The organism is Stenotrophomonas sp. 8(2023) (assembly GCF_030345295.1).
Lineage (GTDB): Bacteria > Pseudomonadota > Gammaproteobacteria > Xanthomonadales > Xanthomonadaceae > Stenotrophomonas > Stenotrophomonas muris.
In genome coordinates, this window is sequence record NZ_CP128404.1 from 3,949,152 (window position 1) to 3,969,399 (window position 20,248).

17 protein-coding genes are annotated in these 20,248 nt (G+C 67.6%); 6 read left to right on the plus strand and 11 right to left on the minus strand.

Annotated features, from left to right (window positions below; all coding sequences use genetic code 11):
- Positions 1–1,926, minus strand: coding sequence for a glucans biosynthesis glucosyltransferase MdoH (mdoH, locus tag QP609_RS18245; protein ID WP_289213824.1), 1,926 nt, complete (start codon positions 1,924–1,926; stop codon positions 1–3).
- Positions 1,927–2,422: 496 nt separating this feature from the next.
- On the opposite strand from mdoH, the gene QP609_RS18250 reads away from it, so the two are divergent.
- On the plus strand, positions 2,423–4,468 hold the full coding sequence (locus QP609_RS18250; RefSeq protein ID WP_197621151.1) for a TonB-dependent receptor: 2,046 nt from the start codon (positions 2,423–2,425) through the stop codon (positions 4,466–4,468).
- Between the two features lie 60 nt (positions 4,469–4,528).
- On the opposite strand, the gene QP609_RS18255 is transcribed toward QP609_RS18250, so the two are convergent.
- Positions 4,529–4,699 carry a hypothetical protein gene (locus QP609_RS18255; RefSeq protein WP_005419553.1) on the minus strand — a complete coding sequence of 57 codons (171 nt, stop codon included), beginning with the start codon at positions 4,697–4,699 and terminating at the stop codon, positions 4,529–4,531.
- A 217-nt stretch (positions 4,700–4,916) separates the two neighbouring features.
- Here QP609_RS18255 and QP609_RS18260 point away from each other — a divergent pair, with 217 nt between their 5' ends.
- On the plus strand, positions 4,917–5,303 hold the full coding sequence (locus QP609_RS18260) for a DUF2628 domain-containing protein (RefSeq protein WP_014648516.1): 387 nt from the start codon (positions 4,917–4,919) through the stop codon (positions 5,301–5,303).
- 78 nt (positions 5,304–5,381) lie between these two features.
- On the opposite strand, the gene QP609_RS18265 is transcribed toward QP609_RS18260, so the two are convergent.
- The 3 genes from QP609_RS18265 to QP609_RS18275 all read right to left on the minus strand — a co-directional run bounded on the left by QP609_RS18265 (position 5,382) and on the right by QP609_RS18275 (position 10,028).
- Positions 5,382–7,913, minus strand: a complete 2,532-nt coding sequence (locus QP609_RS18265; protein ID WP_197621150.1) for a methyl-accepting chemotaxis protein — start codon at positions 7,911–7,913, stop codon at positions 5,382–5,384.
- Between the two features lie 211 nt (positions 7,914–8,124).
- Complete coding sequence (locus tag QP609_RS18270) at positions 8,125–9,018, minus strand: NAD(P)-dependent oxidoreductase (RefSeq protein WP_014648518.1); 894 nt, start codon at positions 9,016–9,018, stop codon at positions 8,125–8,127.
- Between the two features lie 98 nt (positions 9,019–9,116).
- Positions 9,117–10,028, minus strand: coding sequence for a S41 family peptidase (locus QP609_RS18275; RefSeq protein WP_197621153.1), 912 nt, complete (start codon positions 10,026–10,028; stop codon positions 9,117–9,119).
- A 49-nt stretch (positions 10,029–10,077) separates the two neighbouring features.
- Between QP609_RS18275 and QP609_RS18280 the strand changes: the two genes are divergently transcribed.
- Complete coding sequence (locus QP609_RS18280) at positions 10,078–10,542, plus strand: MarR family transcriptional regulator (RefSeq protein ID WP_164077942.1); 465 nt, start codon at positions 10,078–10,080, stop codon at positions 10,540–10,542.
- A gap of 4 nt (positions 10,543–10,546) precedes the next feature.
- On the opposite strand, the gene QP609_RS18285 is transcribed toward QP609_RS18280, so the two are convergent.
- Positions 10,547–12,031 (minus strand): DUF4434 domain-containing protein, encoded by a 1,485-nt coding sequence (locus tag QP609_RS18285; RefSeq protein ID WP_289213825.1) that lies wholly within the window; start codon positions 12,029–12,031, stop codon positions 10,547–10,549.
- Positions 12,032–12,225: 194 nt separating this feature from the next.
- On the opposite strand from QP609_RS18285, the gene QP609_RS18290 reads away from it, so the two are divergent.
- Entirely contained in the window at positions 12,226–12,531 is a 306-nt protein-coding gene (locus QP609_RS18290) for a KGG domain-containing protein (RefSeq protein ID WP_046432675.1), read from the plus strand.
- Positions 12,532–12,542: 11 nt separating this feature from the next.
- Here QP609_RS18290 and QP609_RS18295 read toward each other — a convergent pair whose 3' ends face one another.
- Positions 12,543–14,015 carry an MFS transporter gene (locus QP609_RS18295; RefSeq protein ID WP_049439232.1) on the minus strand — a complete coding sequence of 491 codons (1,473 nt, stop codon included), beginning with the start codon at positions 14,013–14,015 and terminating at the stop codon, positions 12,543–12,545.
- 124 nt (positions 14,016–14,139) lie between these two features.
- Between QP609_RS18295 and QP609_RS18300 the strand changes: the two genes are divergently transcribed.
- Positions 14,140–14,769 carry a TetR/AcrR family transcriptional regulator gene (locus tag QP609_RS18300; protein WP_032958354.1) on the plus strand — a complete coding sequence of 210 codons (630 nt, stop codon included), beginning with the start codon at positions 14,140–14,142 and terminating at the stop codon, positions 14,767–14,769.
- A 15-nt stretch (positions 14,770–14,784) separates the two neighbouring features.
- Here the strand turns inward: QP609_RS18300 and QP609_RS18305 are convergent, their stop codons facing one another.
- The 3 genes from QP609_RS18305 to QP609_RS18310 form a co-directional block, all read right to left on the minus strand.
- Positions 14,785–15,135 (minus strand): VOC family protein, encoded by a 351-nt coding sequence (locus tag QP609_RS18305; RefSeq protein WP_032958352.1) that lies wholly within the window; start codon positions 15,133–15,135, stop codon positions 14,785–14,787.
- A gap of 104 nt (positions 15,136–15,239) precedes the next feature.
- Entirely contained in the window at positions 15,240–15,440 is a 201-nt protein-coding gene (locus tag QP609_RS20920) for a hypothetical protein (protein ID WP_032958391.1), read from the minus strand.
- Positions 15,441–15,531: 91 nt separating this feature from the next.
- Entirely contained in the window at positions 15,532–15,945 is a 414-nt protein-coding gene (locus tag QP609_RS18310; RefSeq protein WP_049439235.1) for a Rossmann fold nucleotide-binding protein, read from the minus strand.
- Between the two features lie 174 nt (positions 15,946–16,119).
- On the opposite strand from QP609_RS18310, the gene QP609_RS18315 reads away from it, so the two are divergent.
- Positions 16,120–19,470 carry an autotransporter serine protease gene (locus QP609_RS18315; protein ID WP_197621148.1) on the plus strand — a complete coding sequence of 1,117 codons (3,351 nt, stop codon included), beginning with the start codon at positions 16,120–16,122 and terminating at the stop codon, positions 19,468–19,470.
- Between the two features lie 79 nt (positions 19,471–19,549).
- Here the strand turns inward: QP609_RS18315 and QP609_RS18320 are convergent, their stop codons facing one another.
- Entirely contained in the window at positions 19,550–20,245 is a 696-nt protein-coding gene (locus tag QP609_RS18320) for an ABC transporter ATP-binding protein (RefSeq protein WP_049439239.1), read from the minus strand.
- Positions 20,246–20,248: the final 3 nt, after the last annotated feature.

Here is a 20,248-nt window from a genome sequence, read left to right on the forward strand (position 1 = left end):
TCAGTACAGCGGCGGTTGCTCGGCCGCTTCGCGCCGCAGCTGCGCGGCGCGGACCAGTACCGGTGGCGGGATGTTCTCTTCGGGAATGTCCAGCAGGCCCAGGCGATGCAGGAAGGCGCCCGGACCACGCGAGGAGGTCAGCGCCACCACCGGAATGGCCAACACCATGCCGATCACCACCGGCGCCATCCACGCCGCCAGCGACGGCGACACGGCCCAGGCCAGCACGCCCATGAAGGCGCCGAACACACCCAGGCCACCGTAGCCGCGGATCAGTGCCAGCCACGAGATGCCGCCGTCGTCACGCTGCTGCGCATCCCAGCCGGAATCGCGGCCGGACAACACTTCGGCCACGCCCCGCGACTGCACGTACATCACCACCGGCGCCATCAGCGCGGCCAGCACGGTTTCCACCAGCATCGACACGATGGCACGGATCGCACCGCCGCAGCCACGGCGGTCGACCGGGTCCAGCAGCATCGCCAGGTAGCCCAGCACCTTGGGCAGCAGCAGTACCGCCATCGTGGCGGCGAACAGGCGCACCACCTGCTCTTCGTCCTGTGCGCGCCAGTACACGCTGGGCGACAGGTGCAGCAGGGCATTGAAGTCGATGCCCTCCTGGAACAGCGGGATGGCGATGCCGATCAGCATCAGCATTGCCCACATCGGTGCGGTGAAATAGTGGCCGATGCCGATCAGCATGTGCGTGCGGCTGATCCAGTGCAGGCCGCGGCTGCCCACGACCTTGCCGTGCTGCAGGTTGCCCTGGCACCAGCGGCGGTCGCGTACCAGCAGATCGGTCAGCGTCGGCGGGCCCTCTTCATAGCTGCCACCGAGGTAGGGCACCATGTGCGCGGCCCAGCCGCCACGACGCATCAACGCTGCTTCGACGAAGTCATGGCTGAGCACGTGGCCGCCGAACGGCTTGCGCCCCGGCAGCGCCGGCAGGCCGGCGTGGTCGGCGAAGGCGCGGGTACGGATGATGGCGTTGTGGCCCCAGTAGTTGCTCTCGGCGCCATGCCACCAGGCCACGCCACGGGCGATCACCGGCCCGTACACGCGGCCACCGAACTGCTGCATGCGTGCGAACAGGGTGCGGCCGCCGATCACCGACGGCAGGGTCTGGATCAGGCCGACGTCGGCGTTGTGCTCCATGCCGGCCACCAGGCGCACGATGCTGTCGCCGGTCATCAGGCTGTCGGCGTCGAGGATCAGCATCTGCGGGTAGGCACCGCCGAAGCGACGGACCCAGTCGGCGATGTTGCCGGCCTTGCGCCCGCTGTTGTCACCACGGCGGCGGTAGAACAGGCGGATCTGCCCGTCCGGCACCCGCTCGCGCAGCTCGCCGAACACCCGCTCCTCGGCAGCGGCGATGTCCTCGCGACGGGTATCGCTGAGCACGAAGAAATCGAATCGGCCGAGCTGGCCGGTGGCCGCCACCGACTCGTAGATCGCCTGCAGGCCCGCCAGCAGGCGGCGCGGGTCTTCGTTGTAGGTCGGCATCAGCAGCGCGGTGCGGCTGTGCACGGTCGGCAGCGGCTTGTCCGGGTCGATGCCGAGGCGATAGCCACGGTCGAACACGGCGGTCAGGAAGCCGGCCAGGGCGCTGGCGAAAGACAGCGCGATCCAGGCAAACAGGCCAACGAACAGCACCAGCAGGCAGGCTTCGAGCACGCTGATGCCATTGGCCGACAGCACCCGCCACATCATCCGCGTGGCCACGGCGGTCATGCCGAGCGTGCCACCGAAGATGTACAGCCGGCGCAGGCCGATCAGGCGCGGCGACGTGCGATGCCGCCGGACCTTCAGTGCACCTTCGCGCAGGGTCTGTTCGGGCATCTGCAACGGAGATTCAGCGGGCAGCAGCGCCCAGCCGGCGTCGAGCCGGGGCGTTTCTGCTTCCGCATGGATGGTCTGCACCCCCATCGCCGCCTACTCCGCGCCGTCGGCACGGCCGGCCATCCCGGCCGGGCTGCATGCACCAAGGTTCCCGGCGCGCTTTCCCGGCGCCCGCACTTGTCCAGACTGTGTCGGCTTCAGGCCGCACAGTCGATGTCTGTCACTACCGGAACCCACACGATCTCCAACGGGGCGGAATCGAAAATGCGGCCCAGTCTAGGGCGCTGGATGTAAGCCGGGTGCGAAGGCCTACGCCGGGATTTATCCCCATTCAGCAAATAGCAGGCGATCACGTCGGGGGATGGCCAGATGTCATTGCATCTCCCCGGGTACTGGATCGTATCAAACGCGAACGGTTATCATTTCATTAACCAGGCAGGTCACCGTCTTCCGCACGGCCGCGACCCACCCAGCTGCGCCGGTCCACACCGCGCGCACCGACGACCCACGGAAGGGTGGCTGCCTGCTGTCTGCCTGCGCCTGCTGCTTCCACCGGGTCACCCCACCTCCCATGGAAGCCGCCATGTCCCCATCGTCCCGTTCCCGTTCCGCGCGCCTGCCGCGCACCCGCCTGGCCCCTGCCCTGGCCTCCGCCTGCCTGCTGGCCCTGCCCGGCCTGGCCGCTGCAGAGGCCGGCGCCGATGCCTCCACCAAGGATCTGGATACCGTGGTGGTCACCGCCTCGGGCAGCCAGCAATGGATCAAGGATGCCCCGGCCAGCATCAGCGTGATCAGCCGTGAGGACATCGAGCGCCAGCCGGTTCCCGACCTGGCCACCCTGCTCAGCCGCGTGCCGGGCGTGACCGGCGGCCTCAGCGCCGTCGGCGAACAGTCCAAGATCAAGCTGCGCGGCATGCCGTCCAACTACACGCTGGTGCTGGTGGACGGCAAGCGCATGGGCAGCTCGGCCGCGACCAACTACCGCCCCGACCTCGGCCGCCAGGACCTGAACTGGATCTCGCCCGACCAGATCGAACGCATCGAAGTGGTGCGTGGGCCGATGTCCTCGCTGTACGGCTCCGACGCCATGGGCGGGGTGATCAACATCATCACCCGGCGCATCGGCGACGAATGGAACGGCAGCGCCACCCACAGCTACACCCGTCCCGGTGATGGCAAGCGCGGTGATACCCAGCAGATCGGCGCGACCTTCTCCGGCCCGCTGGGCGAACGCTTCGGCCTGCGCATCGGTGCCAACAGCATGCGCCGTGATTCGGACCAGTCCAACCACGGTGTCTACGGCAATGCCTACGCCGGCGAGAAGGACCGCACTGTCGATGCGCTGCTGCAGTGGAAGCTGAGCGACGCACAGGAACTGTCGCTGGAGGCCGGCCATGGCGTGCAGCAGGCCTTCATCGATGCGTCGCTGGAAAAGCAGGACGAAGGCGCCTGGGGAGCCAGTGAGCTCAAGCGCAGCTCGCTGGCGCTCAACCACGATGGCACGTGGAGCTTCGGCACCTCCAGGCTCAGCGCGTACTGGACCGAATACAAGAACGACATCGGCGCCACCGGCCGCTCAGAGGCCACCGACACGATCATCGAGGGCAGCCTGACCACGCCGTTCACCCTGGGCGTTGAACACCAGTTTGCCGTAGGTGGGCAGTGGAAGCGCCAGGAACTGACCAACACCGATACCATCGGCCGCGCACCGATCGACTACGCCGGCAACGCCGTCAGCGGCTCCAGCCTGGAAGTGGATACCTGGGCGCTGTTTGTCGAAGACGAACTGAAGCTGCACCGCACCCTGGCCCTGACCATGGGCGCGCGCCTGGACCACCATGAGAAGTTCGGCGGCCACGTCAGCCCGCGTGCGTACCTGGTCTGGCATCCGGCCGAACAGTGGACCATCCGCGGTGGCGTCTCCAAGGGGTTCCGTGCGCCCAGCCTGACCGAGAACTCGGCCACCGCTGCCACCCAGTCCGGCGGCCGTGGCTGCACCTCGCTGATCCCGCTGGGTTATACCCGCGGCGGGTGCTACATGGCCGGCAACCCGGACCTGGATCCGGAAACCAGCACCAACCGCGAGATCGGCATCAGCTTCGACAATGACCTGATCGATGTTGGCGTGACCTACTTCCACACCGACTTCCGGAACAAGATCGAATACGCACCGCTGGGCCGCTTCAACGGCATCTGGTGGACGCGCATGAGCAACGTGCAGCGCGCGCGCACCAGCGGCATGGAAGGCAACTTCAACGTCCGCTTCGGCGAGCAGTGGCGCTGGCGCACCTCGGCGACCTGGATGAAGGAAGCCAGGAACCTGACCACCGGCCGCAACCTGATCGATACGCCGGAATTCTCCGGCTACTCGTCGCTGGACTGGTCGCCGAATACGGTGTTCTCCGGCAGCCTGTCGGCGCAGTACACCGGCAAGCAGACCGGCACCGCCACGACCTTCCTCAAGGCCTACACCCTGTATGACCTGACCGTGGCATGGAACGTCAACGAGGTGCTGACCCTGCGCGGTGGCGTCAGCAACCTGGCCGACAAGAAGCTGTATGCGGAAGGCTCCACCGACTACTTCGTCGCCGGGCGCAGCTACTTCCTCAGCATGACCGCGCGCTTCTGACCGGCGGCACGCGCCGTGATCGCGCTGGCGACATGCCAGCGCGATCGACGGTATTGCGGGTTACTCGCTTTCCAGCGCGGCCGGTGCCGCGTCCCGCGTGGCGGCCGTGCGCGCACGGTCCATCGCCACCGCCAGTTGCTGGCGTGCGAGCAGTTGTTGTGCCTGCACCACTTCAGGTGTCGGCAGGAGCACCGGTCCCGGTGCGTTTTCCGGTGTAGCAGGTGTGGTCATGCAACCTCCATGGACATCCCGCCGCCGCACGGGTCCAACCGGGGCGGCAGCGGAACTGCGCACCCTATCCTAAAAACAAGGCGGGCGGGTGACGGTGCGGCACCCGGCCGCAGCCTGTGGAACACGGCACGCGTCACATTTTTGACGGCAGCCCTTGGATCCTGAATAGGACTTGCCTTATCATGAAAACGTTTTCTCACAGGGATGTTTCCCCCAAATGAATACCACTGACCTGTCCCAGTTCAGCCCGAAGTGGCAGTTCCGCTTCAACTTCTTCCGCCAGCATGGCGCGCCCAAGAATCCCGGTTTCAAGCAGGCCTGGAAGGCGCTGTCGTTCGGTGACCGCCTGAAGATCAACCTGAACTTCTTCGCGTTGTTCTTCGGTGCGATCTACCTGTTGATCCTGGGCATGTGGCGCAAGGCGCTGGTGGTCATCGGCATCAACATCGCGCTGGCCATCGTCAGCATGTTCCTTCCCGACGTCGTCGGGCGCATGCTGTTCATCGCGATGAATCTGCTGGTCGCCTCCAGCACCAACTACAGCTACTACCTGGAGAAGGTGGAAGGTCGCGCCAGCTGGAACCCGTTTGAAGGAATGTTCTAAGCCATCAGACCGGCGCAGGGATGCGCGGCAAGGACGCAACCGACGCCCGGCCCCCGCCGGGCGTCTTCATTTGCGCGATCAGGCCGCGCGGCGTGCCACGGCCGCCGGCTCGGCCTGCAGGCGGAAGCGCGACACCGCCACCGCCAGCTGCTCGGCCTGCTCCTCCATCGCGCGCGCGGCGGCACTGGCTTCCTCCACCAGCGCGGCGTTCTGCTGGGTGGTTTCGTCCATCTGCACCACAGTCTGGTTGACCTGCTCGATGCCGGCCGATTGTTCGCGCGACGCGGCCGAGATCTCGGCCATGATCTCGTTGACCCGACCGACCTGACCGACGATGTCCTGCATGGTGCGCCCCGCGCCGTGCACCAGCTGCGCACCGGCACCGACCTGGGCCACCGAGGCGTCGATCAGCTCCTTGATCTCCTTCGCAGCACCCGCCGAACGCTGCGCCAACGCGCGCACTTCACTGGCAACCACGGCGAAGCCACGGCCCTGCTCACCGGCGCGCGCCGCTTCCACTGCTGCGTTCAACGCCAGGATGTTGGTCTGGAACGCAATGCCATCGATCACCGAGATGATCTCGGCGATGCGCTGCGAAGACGCCTCGATCTGCTCCATGGTGTGCACCACCTGGCTGACCACCTGGCCGCCTTCGCTGGCCACGCCCGCCGCGGAACCGGCCAGCGCGTTGGCCTGCAGCGCGTGGTCGGCGTTCTGGCGCACGGTGGAGGTCAGTTCTTCCATCGACGCGGCGGTTTCTTCCAGGTTGGCAGCCTGCTGTTCGGTACGGCGCGACAGGTCGCTGTTGCCGGCGGCGATCTCGCCGGCGGCCAGGCGGATGCTGGCTGCCGACTGCTGGATCTGGCCGACGATCTGGGTCAGGTGCTGCACGGTGCTGTTGGCATCGTCGCGCATCACCGCAAATACCCCATGGAAGTCACCCTGCATGCGGGTACTGAGGTCACCGGCGGCGATCGCGCGCAGCAGCGTCGACAGTGCGGCCAGGTTGTGGTCGCTGACTTCCATCATGGTGTTGAGGGTCTCCACCATGCGGCGGAAATCGTGGTCGAAGCGCAGTGCATCACCGCGCACGGCGAAGTCACCGGCGGCGGCCGCAGCGGCAAGCTGCTGGATCTGCTCGTTGATCGCGGCCAGGTTGCGCTTGGTGGTCGCCATCGCAGCGGTGAACACCGCCTTCTCGCCCGGCAGCGCCTCCATGTCCACGCTGAGGTCGCCGACGGCATAGCGCTGCATCACTTCAACCAGGCGCTGGGTGACCGCGTTGCTGGAGGCCACCAGCTGGTTGCTGTCGGCCACCATGCGGCCGTACTCGCCCGGGAACGCCGCGGCATCCATGCGGTAGCTGAGTTCACCGGCATCGTGGCGGCGCGCCATTTCGGCCTGCGCAGCCATCACCGCCTGCAGCTGGCCGCGCATGCCCTGCATCGCGTCCAGCAGGCGCCCCACTTCGTCGTTGCTGCGCGCCGGCAGGGTGCTGTCCAGCTTGCCGGCGGCGACGTCACCGGCCACGCGCACCGCTTCGGCTAGCGGGCGGATCGCCAGGCGGCGCAGCAGTATGTAGACACCGGCGCTGAGGGTCAGCGCGGCGATCACGCCGACCAGCAGGGTCAGCCACAGCAGCTGGCGCGCTTCGGCCACGATCACCGCATGCGGCATCACCACGCCCAGCGCGAAGCGCTGCGGGGCATCGCCCACGCGCAGCGGCACATACACGCGCACGTTGCCGGCCGCATCGGGGCTGAAGGCCTCGAAGGGGCGGTCGGCGGCGATCTCGGCCAGCATGCTGCGGGTCAGTGCGTCGTTGCGAGGCTTGCCGATTTCGGCGGCATTGGCCGAGGCCAGCACCACGCCCTTCGGCGACAGCAGTTCGACGCGGCCGGCCCCCATCGGCTGCAGCGTGGCCAGGTGCTTCTGCAACGCTGCCAGCGAGAAGTCGACGGTGAAGACACCGAGGAACCTGTCGTTCTCGATGATCGGCGTGCTCAGCGTACTCATCAGCACCTGCTGCCCGGCGATGTCATACGCATACGGTTCGCTCACTTTCGGCAGCTTGTCGCGGCTGGGCACCATGTACCAGTCACCGGAACCGCTGGCGGTCTCGGTGTAATCGGTCATCACCGACTGCTGCGGCTTGCCCTCCTGCCAGGCCCAGTAGCTCATGTAGCGGCCGGTGGCATCGTGCGCCTCGGTGTTGACGAACTCGGCATCCTTGCCGTCGAAGGCATCGGCCTCCCACATGGTGCTCTTGCCCAGCCATTCGGGATGGGCGCGCAGCTGCTCGCCCAGCACCGCCGCCAGGCTGGCGCGGTCGGGCACGTCACCACGGGCGCGCTGGGCCAGCACGCTTTCAACCATGGCATCGTTGCTGGCAAAGGCGGTGCCCAGATCGGCCGCCACCTGGCGCGCCTCAGCGGTCGCCTCGCTGGTCATGGTCTGGCGTGAGGCGCTGATCAGGCTGGCGCTGGCCTGGCGATAGATCAGGAACGCGGTCAGGCCGAAGCACAGCAGCGCGATCGCGGCGGTGCCCAGCATCAGCTTGTGGGCGATGCTGCCCGGGCGGCGGGCAGCGGCGGAACGGGAAGAAGGCATGGGAGGGTCCGCAAGGCAGTTCAGGACGACCGGCACCACGAAGGCACCGCGCAGGCGCGCGATCCGTCGCGCAGGCCACCGGCCGCCGGGCGGGCCCGGCGCTGGAAGCGCACCGGGTTAGCGGCCGCCCGCCAACGAGGTTGAGGCGACCGGCCTGCACATTCCTGAATCTGCTCAGGGTCGGGTCAGCCACCCGCCCGCCGCGATGGCCTCACTCGGCCACGCGGTCCTTGATCCACTGCGCGCGCGGCAGTACCTCGATGCTGCCGACGGCATACTGCTGCAGCACGTCGTCCGGCCCGAAGCACGGTTGCCAGCCCAGCTCACTGCGCAGGCGGGCACTGTCGTAGACACGGTCGATGCTCAATGGCAGCGGCCAGCCACGGCGTTCGAACTCGGCCAGCAGCTGCGGCGCGCGACGGGCCAGCACGCTGCGCGGGTGGGTGGCCAGTTCCAGGCAGTCCTCGCGCCGGAACGGCGTCGGCGCACAAGCAAGGTAGCGGGCGAATCGGGCGCCTTCGTCGAGCAGCAGTGCAGCATGTGCGCTGGCCACATCGCGGGCGTCGATGCCGCGATGCAGGCGGAACATCGCCATGCGCTCGGGCGGTTCCGGGAAGCACCGGCCCATGCGCAGCACGCGAACGCTGAAGCCCGGCGTGGCGGCAGCTTCAGCCAGGGTCTCGGCCTGCAACTTGGTGCGGTGGTAGATCGTGCGCGGCAGCGGCTCGGTGTCTTCATCGATCCAACGGCAGCCACCGGCTACCACGGCATGGCCGTACAGGGCGGTGGTGCTGGTCAGCACGAAACGCCGTGCGCCGGCTTCGCGTGCGGCCTGCAGCAGGTGCGCGGTTGCCTCCACGTTGATCTGCTGGAATACCGCGTCCGGCACCAGGCCGACATGCGGAGCATGCAGGGCCGCGGTATGGATGACCGCGTCCACGCCCTGCACCGCACGCGTGACCGCCTGGCGATCGGTGACATCGGCAATGATGCGCGTGGTGGCGAACGGGCTGCGGTCCAGCCCCACCACTTCGTGGGCGGCCGCCAACGCACCGAAGATCGCGCGCCCGATGCGCCCGGAACTGCCGGTCAACAGAATCTTCATTGAGTCCATTCACTCGAAGCGCCCGGGAACTACCGGGATGCTTCGATTCTAGGCATGCATTCGCGCATCTGCGATAGGACAGCCATGCAATCGTGCGTTCATCTTGACGACTTCGCAGGCGCCAGCAGTTGCCGCGCGATGAACAGCGGATCGTCGCCGCCGGCCACATCAGGCCTCACGCCGGTGCCTTCCCAATTGCCGCCGGTGCGCAGATTGATCGGTTGCCGGTCGGGAATGCTGATCTGATAGCCATCGGGCAGCAACACAGGATCACCAAACATATGCGCGGCACCGCCACTGCGCGTGCCGACAATGCGCGCGCGGCCCAGGGCCTGCAGCGAATAGGCGACGAACTCGGCCGCCGAACCGGTACGCCGGTCGATCAGCACCACCAGCGGCTTCAGGTACACAGGCAGGCTGGCAGGCGGCAGCGGTACCGGCGTGCGACGGCCACGCTGGTCCAGCTGCTGCACCGCGCCGATCTTCGCGTGCAGCAGCGTGCGCACCAGCAGGTCGGCACTTGCATCGTCGCCTCCCCCGTTCTGGCGCAGATCCAGCACCAGGCCATCGGTGTCGGCCAGCAGCGTGAAGGCCGCAGCGAACTTCGGCCGCGCCAGATCCAGCGGGTAAAAAGTACTCAACCGCAGGTAGCCAATGTTGCCTTCCAGCACCCGCACCTCGCGCACACCGGCACCATTGCTGCGGGCATCGGCACGCCAGGCCATCAACCAGTCGTCCTGGCCGGCAGCTGCGTCCACGCGCTCAACGTGGAAGTGGCCATCGAACATGTCCAGGTCCTGGTTCAGGCGTGCGCTGAACGCAGCAGGATCCGAACAGCTGTCCGCATACCGCTGCTGCGCCGACCAGCTGCGCAGGGCATCGGCGATGCGGGCGGCCTCCGCCTCGTCCAGGTACTGCGCCTGCACGGCGCTGGCGGCCGCCTGCAGCACCGCATCCTGCGCCGGGCAGGCCGTCGCCAGCAGCGCGCCGAGCATCCAGGAGACCGCCATCATCCACCCCGCATTGAGGATATATAAGCGCTTATATATCATCCCGCTCATGGATCTCCAACACGCCACACTGGGTACCCTGCTGCGCGCACTGCTGGACCAGCTGGACCCGGCCGTCGAGCAGGCCTACCGGCACCTCCACCTGGACTACCGGCCGCGCTACACGCCGGTGCTGCGCACGCTGATGGCGCAGGGCCCCTGCCGGATCAAGGACCTCGCGCTGGCCTGCGGGCTCAGCCATTCGGCGCTCAGCCAGACCGTGGCGGCGATGGTGCGCGATGGTTGGCTGCACACTGCCAATGGTGACGACGGGCGCGAACGCATCCTGCAGTTGAGCCCGCGCGCGCAGCGCGCGATGCCTGTGCTGCAGGCGCAATGGCAGGCCACCGCAGTGGCGGCACGCAGCCTCGATGCCGATCTGGGGCAGTCGTTGGAGCAGGTGCTGCGCAATGCACTGGTGGCGCTCGAACAACGGCCCTTCGCACAGCGCCTGCAGGACGCCCGCCGGCGCTGAGGCGTTACTGCTCTGCAGCCATCTCGATCTCGCTGAGGAAGGTCCAGCTGCCGTTGGCCACGCGCAGCTCCAGCGTGCGGCATTGCGCAGCCAGGGGGGCTGCATTGCCGAGCACGTACTCCTCTTCGGTCGAGCCCATCACGCCGGACTGGGTGAAGGGTGCCGACAGCGTGCCGATGGTTACGGCGGCAGTTCCGGGCTCGGCGCACATCACCTCCACCGAAGTCGGCGTGACGATGCCCCAGGCCGGGCGGGTCATCGTATGCAGGCCGATCCAGTCCACCCGTCGGCGCTGGCCCAGGTCGATGGTGATGCTGACGTTGCCGTGCACGCCTACCCAGCCCGCGTCCATCGGATTGCGCGGGTCGCCTACCCGGCGGTCGAACAGCTCATGGCCGCTGCCGTCGGGATAGCTGGTCGCCGGCGCCACGCTGTAGTGATAGGTGGTCTGCACCGGATCGACGAGGTACGAGGCACCCAACCCGTACAACCCGCGATAGGTGTTCATCATCCGCGGCGCCTCGCCGTAGCCCTGGCCGGGGCCGACCACTTCGGACATGTGGTACTGGTTGAGCCAGGCAACGCGCTTGCCAGCCGAACGCGCGCTCCACAACTGCTGGTTGATGCGCTGCACCGACGCCGACCGGTATGCACCGGACAGGCCGTTACCGGTATCAAGGAACAGCGGGCTGCCATGGTTGAACAGCTCGATGTCGGCCCACACAGCGCTGGCGCCCAGCTGCGCCGACAACGCCTGGTAGTACTGCTCGGTGGAATAGCCCGGTCGATCCCACTGGAACAGTTTCGCGTGCGACGCCGCGCCGATGCCGTCCTGCCAGATCTGCACGTCGACCCCCGTGGCAGAGCGGAACCGTAGCGCAGCACTGGCCACGCTGGCCGGGTCGACGCTGGAGGATGCCAGATAGGGCGCCACCATCACCGGCCTGGACGGCGTCGCCGCTTTCAGTGTGGAAACGATTGAACGATAGAACGACGCACGCTCGTCCGGTACCTGCGCGGGCTCATCGGTGATGTACCAGCCGGCGAATGCCGGATGCATCGCGTACTGCTGGGCCAGCTGCGCCATCGACTGCGCTGCGTCCTGCGCCACCGCTGCAGCGTTCGAGCCCTGCCAGAACGCCGCACACTGGCCCGAACTGTAGGTGGTGCCGACCACGACCTTCATCCCACGCGCTGCGGCCGCGTCCAGCACCGTGCCCAGCTTGGCCGGGAAGCCGGCGATCCATTCGAAATCCTGCGCGCTGCTGGCGCAGCCCACGCCGGCACGCGTGGCGCGGGTCTGGCCGATGATGAGCGTGTCGTTGCCCAGGTCCCGCAGTTCGTCGAGGAACAGCGGCAGCTGCGCCGCTGGCAGCTGCTCATCGGTGGACGAGTAACCGAAGTGAACGAAACTGCCGCTCAGCAGCGCAGTGTCTGCATGGGCCGGTGCAGCGCTGGCCAGCAGTACAAGCCATCCGAATCTGTCCATGGCGTCCTTTCCTGTCTGGGCGGTCATCCGCCATGCCGGTCCATCCTAGCCAAGCGGCGCTCATCGCGCAGCGGCGTAGTTGCGTCGTGAAAGCCAGTGCGGCGTGGCGTGAGGGCAGCACCGCCGGTGCGGACACTGCCTTAGCCGGGCACACGCAAGGATGAGCTCCCCTTCCATGCACCGGGAGCCTTCACATGGCTGACCAGCATCACGGCACCTCCCATCGCGGCTTCGCTTCGATGGACCGGGACAAGCAGCGCGCGATTGCCGCAAAGGGTGGACGCGCCGCGCATGCGTCCGGCAATGCACATGAGTTCAGCCCGGCCGAGGCACGCGTGGCAGGCCGCAAGGGCGGCGAGGCGATCAGCCGCAATCGCCAGCACATGGCAGCGATCGGCCGCGAAGGCGGGCACGCGCGCCACGCCAATGCACGGCAACAGCGGCAGCACGCGGCCGAACCCGCGCCGACGAAGGAAGGGCCGCAACGCCAGCAGGGCTGACCGCAGCGTGCTCAGGCGCGCCTGCACTGGCGGTACAGGGCGAGCGCCGCCAACAGGGCCAGCACGCCCGCGACAGCCATCGCCCAGCCGAAACCGCTGGCCATCGCGCCGCGGTACCAGGCCAGTATCTGCGTCCCCGGCAGCAGTGAAGACGGCTGCAGGATCAGCGTGCGCGCCTGTGCGGCCACTGCGGGCTGCCCTGCCGCCTGCGCGGTGGCAGTGAACTGGCATACCGCGCGCAGGCCCATCAGGCTGCCCAGCAGCGCGATGCCAAGGCTCATGCCCGCCTGGCGCAGCGCGTTCATCGTGGCCGACGCAATGCCGGCACGCTCGGCCGGTACGCATGACATCACCGCCATGCCGGTCGCAGGTACCGCCAGTCCCATGCCAGTGCCGAGCAGCATCAGCAGTGCGCTGGCCTGGCCGTGCGCTGTAGTCGGCTCGAACGTGGCAATCGCACACAGCGCCATGCCTGTCATTGCATAGCCCGTCACCAGTGCGGCATGCAGCCCGAACCACGCCGCCAGACGGCCGAACAGCAGCGACACCACCGCCATCAGCACGAATTGCGGTACCAGCTGCGCACCGGCCTGCGCAGCCCCATGTCCCTGCGCCTGCTGGAAGAACAGCGACAGGAAGAACAGGCTCGCATAAGCGGTGAATCCAAGCACGAACGAGGCCAGGTTGAGCATGCCGAAACCCGGCTTCGCCAACAGGTCCAGCGGCAGCAGCGGCCGCGCCACGCGGCGCTCGACCCACGCAAACAGCGCCAGGCCGGATGCTGCGATGCCGAGCGCCAGCAGGGTCGAAGGTGCCAGCAGGCCGTGCTCGCCGATCGCGATCAGGCCGTAACTGAGTGCACCCAGCGCGACGATGCTGAGCAGCTGCCCGGCCGGGTCCAGCGCGGCGTGCTGCGGATGCCGTCGCTCAGGAATGCCCCAGGCCCCCAGCGCGAGTGCAAGCAGGCCCAGCGGCAGGTTGATCAGGAAGATGCTGGGCCAACCTGCGCGCTGCACCAGTTCGCCTCCCAGCAGCGGCCCCAGCACCAGCGCCAGCGCGCTGAACGCCGACCAGCCCCCGATCGCGCGTGCACGCTGGCGCGGATCAGGGAATGCATGGCTGAGGATCGGCATCGCACTCGGGATCAGCAGGGCGCCGGCCACCCCCTGCACCGCCCGCCCCGCCACCAGTGCGGAAAGACTGCCTGCGCAGGCACACAGCAGCGAGCCCACGGTGAAGGTCGCCACGCTGAGCAGCCACATGCGGCGGTGGCCATAGCGGTCACCCAGCGGCCCCGCCGACAGCATCACTGCGGACAGGGCGATGGCATAGGCGTTGATCACCCACTGCAGCCCGGCCATGTCGGTGTGCAGTGCCTGCTGCAGCGTCGGCAGCGCGACGTTGACGATGCTGATGTCCAGCGAGGCGAGGAAGGTGCCCAGGTAGGCCGCCAGCACCAGGGCCGGCCGTCGGAAGCGTTGCATGTGCGGATGCCGGGAGGGAGCGTGCGCGCATCGTAGTTTGCTGACTGACCGTCAGTCAATGACCGGCGGTCAGTCATTGCCGGAGGAAGCTAGAATGGCGACCGTCGCACCCGGACCCCGCCCCATGCAGATTCCCGCAGTCGCCAGGCCCCGCACCAAACCCGCTGAAACCCGCCAGGAAGAGCTGATGGACGCCGCGCAGGCGCTGTTCCTGTCACAGGGCGTGGAAGCGACCACCATCAGTGACATCGTGGCCGCCGCCGACGTGGCCAAGGGCACGTTCTATACCTACTTCGCCTCGCGCACCGAGATCCTGCAGGCGCTGGCGCAGCGCTACACGCTGCAGTTCATGGCCGAGGTCGACCATGCCGTTCAGCAGCAGCCTGCCCACGATGGCGTGGCGCGCCTGTGCGCCTGGATCCGCGCCAACATCGAGACCTATGTGCGCACGCACGCACTGCACGACGTCGTCTACGCCAACCATCACCACCACCAGCGCGGCAATGCCGAGCGCAACGCCATCCAGCAGCAGCTGCTCGACATCCTCGAGGCGGGCACCCGTGCAGGCCTGTGGCAGCTGCCGGCACCGCAGGTCACGGCCTCGCTGATCTATGCCGGCGTACACGGCGCCACCGATGACCTGATCGCTGCGCCCACGCAGGACGCCGACACCTTCATTGCGGCGGTGGTGGCCGATTGCCTGCGCATGGTCGGCGTGTCGCCGGCGCCGAAGCGTGGCGGCACCCGTCGCTGAAGCGCCCGCCGTCGCTCAGGCGTGGGCGAGGATGTTCAACAACCGGCCGAACGGGTCGCGGACGAAGAAGCGCCGCACGCCCCAGGGCTCGTCGGCCGGGCCATAGTCCAGCGCGATGCCAGCCGCGTGCATGCGTTCCAGCACCTCCTGCAGGTTGTCCACTTCGATAGACAGGTCCGGCACCGGTGCGCCGGAACCCCCTTCGCTGGCGAAGCTGACCTGCGCCAGCGCACTGCCCTGCCCGCCATGGGTGACGATCCAGCCATGGTCCATCACCACCGGCATGCCGAGCAGCTCGCCATAGAATGCAGCGGCGCGGGCGGGATCAGACGTGGCGATGTTGGCGACGACACGCATGACGGCCATGTTCCACTCCACCAGGAAGAATGCGCCGAGAGTGCCCGACCCTGCGCACAAACAGAAGAGCCCCGTCATGGACGGGGCCCGTCATCAGCCGATCATGGCTGGGCTTACACCGCGCCGCAGCGCTCCATGACGCATCGATCGTATTCGTACTGGCATTCCATGGCATCACCCCCACCGGCTACACACGCCTGGTAGGCCTTCCAGCAGGGAAAATCGCAGGGCTGGACCGGTCCGGCCACGGCCACCGACCCACTGCAGGCCAACGCGAACACAGCACCGGCGATCACTTTCCTGAAAGTACGCATCGACATCACTCCTTGATAAGCCTGGTGAGCCCAGGCCGGGCAACCTTAGCGCTGCACACGGGACGTTGGGTGAAGGCGGATGCGGCTGGACTCAGTGTTGCAGCATTCCCAGGACACGCAGTTGCCCGGCCAGCTCATCACTGTTGCGCCACGGCAGGATCGGCGAATTGCCGCGCTCGTCCGGCGGGGTGTCCGGCAGCGCGTCGGACCCGCCACCTGCCCCTGCAAGCGGCAGCAGCGGCCGCTTGTGCAGCCAAACCTCCGAGATCGTGCAGGCGCGCCCACCGCTGACGATGCAGGCATCACCGGCAAGGGCCATGATCAGGTTGCGCGCATCCCCCATGCCACAGGGCACCACCACCGTGGCCGGCCAGTCGGCCGGCGGCATGCTGCCTTCCGGGATGACGCTGGGCACCTGGCCACCAGCTGCGCGCTCGAACGCGTCGCTGCCAGGATCGGCACCGCCCAATATCGCCAACGGTGGTTTACGGAATGCGGTACGCATGGGCGGTTCCGAAGCCTCGGAAGGAAGGGTCACGGTGCCCTGCCCGCTGGAGCCGCACCATGCACCGATCACAAAACATTAACACGTTCATAAAATTCCCTTCACATTACTGGGGGATATCGCCATGCCTTGGCGTTAACGGCCTTGTTGTCCGTCAACCAAGGAAGTTGTCCGATGAATCACCCGCTGTACGGCCGTTCGTCCCGCTCCCTGTCGCATCGCCCGCTGGCGCTTGCCGTCGCCAGCTCGCTGCTGCTGGCCACCGCACTGCCAGCCATGGCCAGCGAATCACTCGAGGCCTGGCAGCAGCAGCGCCAGCTGCAGGCCGCGTGGGCGCAGCCCGCTGCCAGCACCGCACCTGCAACCACGGCCACTGCAGCCGCCGCCAGCAGCACCGCCGTTCTTGGCAACCCCGGCGATCCGGCCAGCTGGCGCAGCGATGAATTCAACGCCGATTGGGGCCTGGGCGCGATGGGCGCGGACTACGCCTATGCGCGCGGCCTGACCGGCAAGGGCGTACGCCTGGCGCTGTTCGACTCGGGCTCCGCACTGGCGCATCCGGAGTTTGCAGGACGCAATACCTCCAGCATCACCATCGGTGCCGACTGTGCGACGCCGGGCGTGGTCGCAGGGGCCGGCGCCTGCGGGCAGACCCGCGGCGAACAGCCCGGCTACAACTACTACGGACTGGGCGCCGGCGTTCCGGCCTCACTGGCGGCACGCCTGATCGCCGCCGGCCAGCCCTACGGCTTCAGCTACGCCGACCACGGCACGCATGTGCTTGGCACCATCGGCGCCAACCGCAATGGCACCGGCATGCATGGCGTGGCCTTTGGTGCGGATCTCACTGCCGCCCGCGTGTTCGGTGACACCTACTACGAGTGGCGCCTGGACCCGGACAGGTTCTATCGTCCGCGCGCGGTGTACCGCACCGATCCGGATGATGCCGCCACGCTGGACATGTATGCGCAGATCCAGGCGCAGGGTGTACGCGCCATCAATCACAGCTGGGGCATTTCCACGCGCAACATGACCGCCGCCGCGCTGGACCAGCAGTACGCCAGCATCGGTGCCGACTACGGCGTGTACGGCAGCATCTACGCCAACAACGGCGATGCCCCGGGCTCCACTCTCATCCAGGTGTGGTCGGCTGGCAACGGCAGCGGTGCGGTTGCCGGCATCACCGCCTCGATGCCGCGCTGGAAGCCCGAACTGGAACCGTACTGGCTGGCGGTCGCCAATGTCCGCCGGCCCGACGCCGCCGCAGGTGAAACCGACTACGTGATCGATGGCAGTTCCAGCATCTGCGGGGTTGCCGCCAACTGGTGCATCTCGGCCCCCGGTACCGATATCGTCAGCACCATCGTCTCTGGCGATATCCAGGGCCGCATCGAGAACACCTCCGCCTACGTGCGGCTGATCATCGACAGCGAGAACACCAGCTACGTCTACGGCACCAAGACCGGCACGTCGATGGCCGCCCCCCATATCACCGGCGCCCTCGGCCTGCTGATGGAGCGCTTCCCGTACCTGGACAACGCCCAGGTCCGCGACGTGCTGCTGACCACCGCACGCGATCTCGGCGCGCCAGGCATCGATGCAATCTACGGCTGGGGCATGGTCGACCTGCGCAAGGCCATCGAGGGCTATGGCTCGCTGCGCGTGGACACCAACGTGGTGATGAACCAGAGGGCCGGCGGCCTGAAGGTCTGGGAAGGCGATGCGTGGGACAACTGGACCAACGACATCGGCGGCCCCGGCAAGCTGACCAAATCCGGCATCGGTTGGCTGCGCCTGAGCGGCAACAACAGCTTCAACGGCGCCGTGGTGCAGGACGGCATGCTGGAGTTGAACGGCGCCAACACGCTCACCTCGGCGGTCGAGGTCCAGGGTGGCCGGCTGCTGCTCAACGGCAGCCTGGTCTCCACCGCCCTGACCACCACCGGTGGCGTCAGCACGGTCAGCACCAGCGGCGTGCTGGATAACAGCAACCTGGTAGTCAACGGCGGCGTGGTGTCCTTCAACGGCACGCAGACCGGTGGCACCACCACCGTCGGCGCCAATGGCCTGCTGAAGGGCGTCGGCACGCTCGGCAACACCCGCGTGGACGGCATCATCGCGCCGGGCAACTCGATCGGCACGCTGACCATCAACGGCAACTACGTGCAGGGCGCCACCGGCGTGTATGCGGCGGAGCTGGCACCGGGTAGTCGCAGTGACCAGCTGCACGTGACCGGCACCGCCACCCTCGGCGGCACCCTGGTCGCCCTGCCGGAACCGGGCGTGTATTACCTCGGCGAACAGTTCAACGTCCTGCGTGCCGACGGTGGCATCAGCGGCCAGTTCGCCAAGACCGACTTCAGTGCGTTCTCGCCTTTCCTGCAGTTCAGCCTGGCCTACGGTGCCAATGGCACGCGCATCGACGTTGCCCGTGGCGCTTCGCTGGCCACGGCTGCCAACACGCCCAACCAGCGTGCGGTGGCGGCCGCCGCCGACCTGCTGCCGATCGCCCAGGGCCTGCCCAAGCCGCTGACCCAGCTGTTCCCGCAGCAGGTCGGTGGCGTGCTCGATGGCCTCAGCGGCGAGCTGCATCCGGCCACGGCCATCGCCCTGGTCGAGGGCAGCCGCTACGTGCGCGATGCCGCGTTGTCACGCCGTGCCGGCGCCACCGCGCCCGGCAGCGACGTGGGTGATGCGACGGGTGCATGGGTGCAGGCCATCGGTGGCAACAGCAGGCTGGACGGTGACGTCAACACCGCCCGCACCGAGGCCAACAGCAACGGCCTGCTGGTCGGCATCGACCGCGAGTTCTCCGGCTGGCAGGTCGGCGTGCTGGCCGGTACCGGCCGTACCGACGTCAAGCAGCAGGACCGCCGCGCCAAGTCGAAGATCGACAACACGCACTTCGGTGCCTATGCCAGCCACACCTGGGGCGGCTTCGGCCTGCGCGGTGGCGTGGCGTGGAGCAAGCACGAGGTGAAGAGCACGCGTGAAGTCGCCTTCGCAGGTTTCAGTGACAGCCTGAGCGCGCGTTACGACGCCCGCACCCGCCAGGCCTTCATCGAAGCTGGTTATCGCTTCGGTGGCCCCGAAGCCGGGCTGGAGCCGTACCTGCAGGTGGCGCGCGTGGAAGTGGACCTCAAGCGCATCAGCGAACGCGGTGGAGCAGCGGCGCTGCAGGGCAAGGTGGACGACACCGGAACCACGATCGCCACCGCCGGCGTGCGCTTCGACAAGGGGCTGAAGGCTTCGTTCCAGCAGGACAGCTGGCTGCACCTGCGCGGGGGCGTCGGCTATCGTCGTGCCTCGGGGGATCGCAGCCAGGTCGCCAACCTTGCGTTTGCCAATGGCAGCTCCACGTTCGCGGTCAACGGCGCGCCGATCGCCGACAACGCGGTGGTGGCCGAACTGGGCCTGTCGGCGTGGCTCACCTCGCGCCAGCAGCTGGAGCTGGGCTACAGCGGCCAGTTCGGCAGCGAGAGCCGTGACCATGGTGCGAATGCACGCTGGTCCGTGCGTTTCTGATCTGTGCCTGCAGTGCGATGAAAACAGGAGGGGCGGCCCATCGGCCGCCCCTTCTGCTTGCGGGTGACGCCCTTTCAGCTCAGGCGCACAGCGCCTGCATGGCCTGCGCTGTGACCTCGACGATCTGCCCATCCACGATGTGGACGCTGCGACCCGCGCACGCCGCCAGCTCCTTGTCATGCGTCACCATGATGATGGTCATGCCGCCCTGGTTGAGCTCACGCAGAATCTCCATGACCCCCTGCGACATCTGCGAGTCCAGGTTTCCGGTCGGCTCGTCAGCCAGCAGCAGGGCCGGCGTACCCGCGATGGCGCGGGCGATCGCCGCGCGCTGCTGCTGCCCGCCCGACAGTTCGCCGGGATAGTGCGACATGCGGCTGCCCAGTCCGACCTGGGCCAGTGCCGAGGCCACACGCTGCCTGCATTCGGCTGCCGCCATGCCACGGTAGCGCAGCGGCACCTCCACATTGGCCTGGATGGTCAGATCCGGAATCAGGTTGAACGCCTGAAACACGAAGCCGATCTTCTCGTTGCGCAGCGCGCTGAGCGCCGCGTCGCGCATGCCGCCAACATCCACGCCGCCGATCGCGTAGTGGCCGCCGGAAAAGCCCTCGAGCAGACCGAGGATGTTCAGCAGTGTGGACTTGCCGGAGCCGGAAGGGCCGGTAATCGAGAGGAAATCGCCCTCCTGCACCGACAGGTCGATGGAGCGCAATGCATGGGTCATGACTTCACCCACCTGGAACACTTTGCTGACGCCTTGCATCCTGAGCATGGG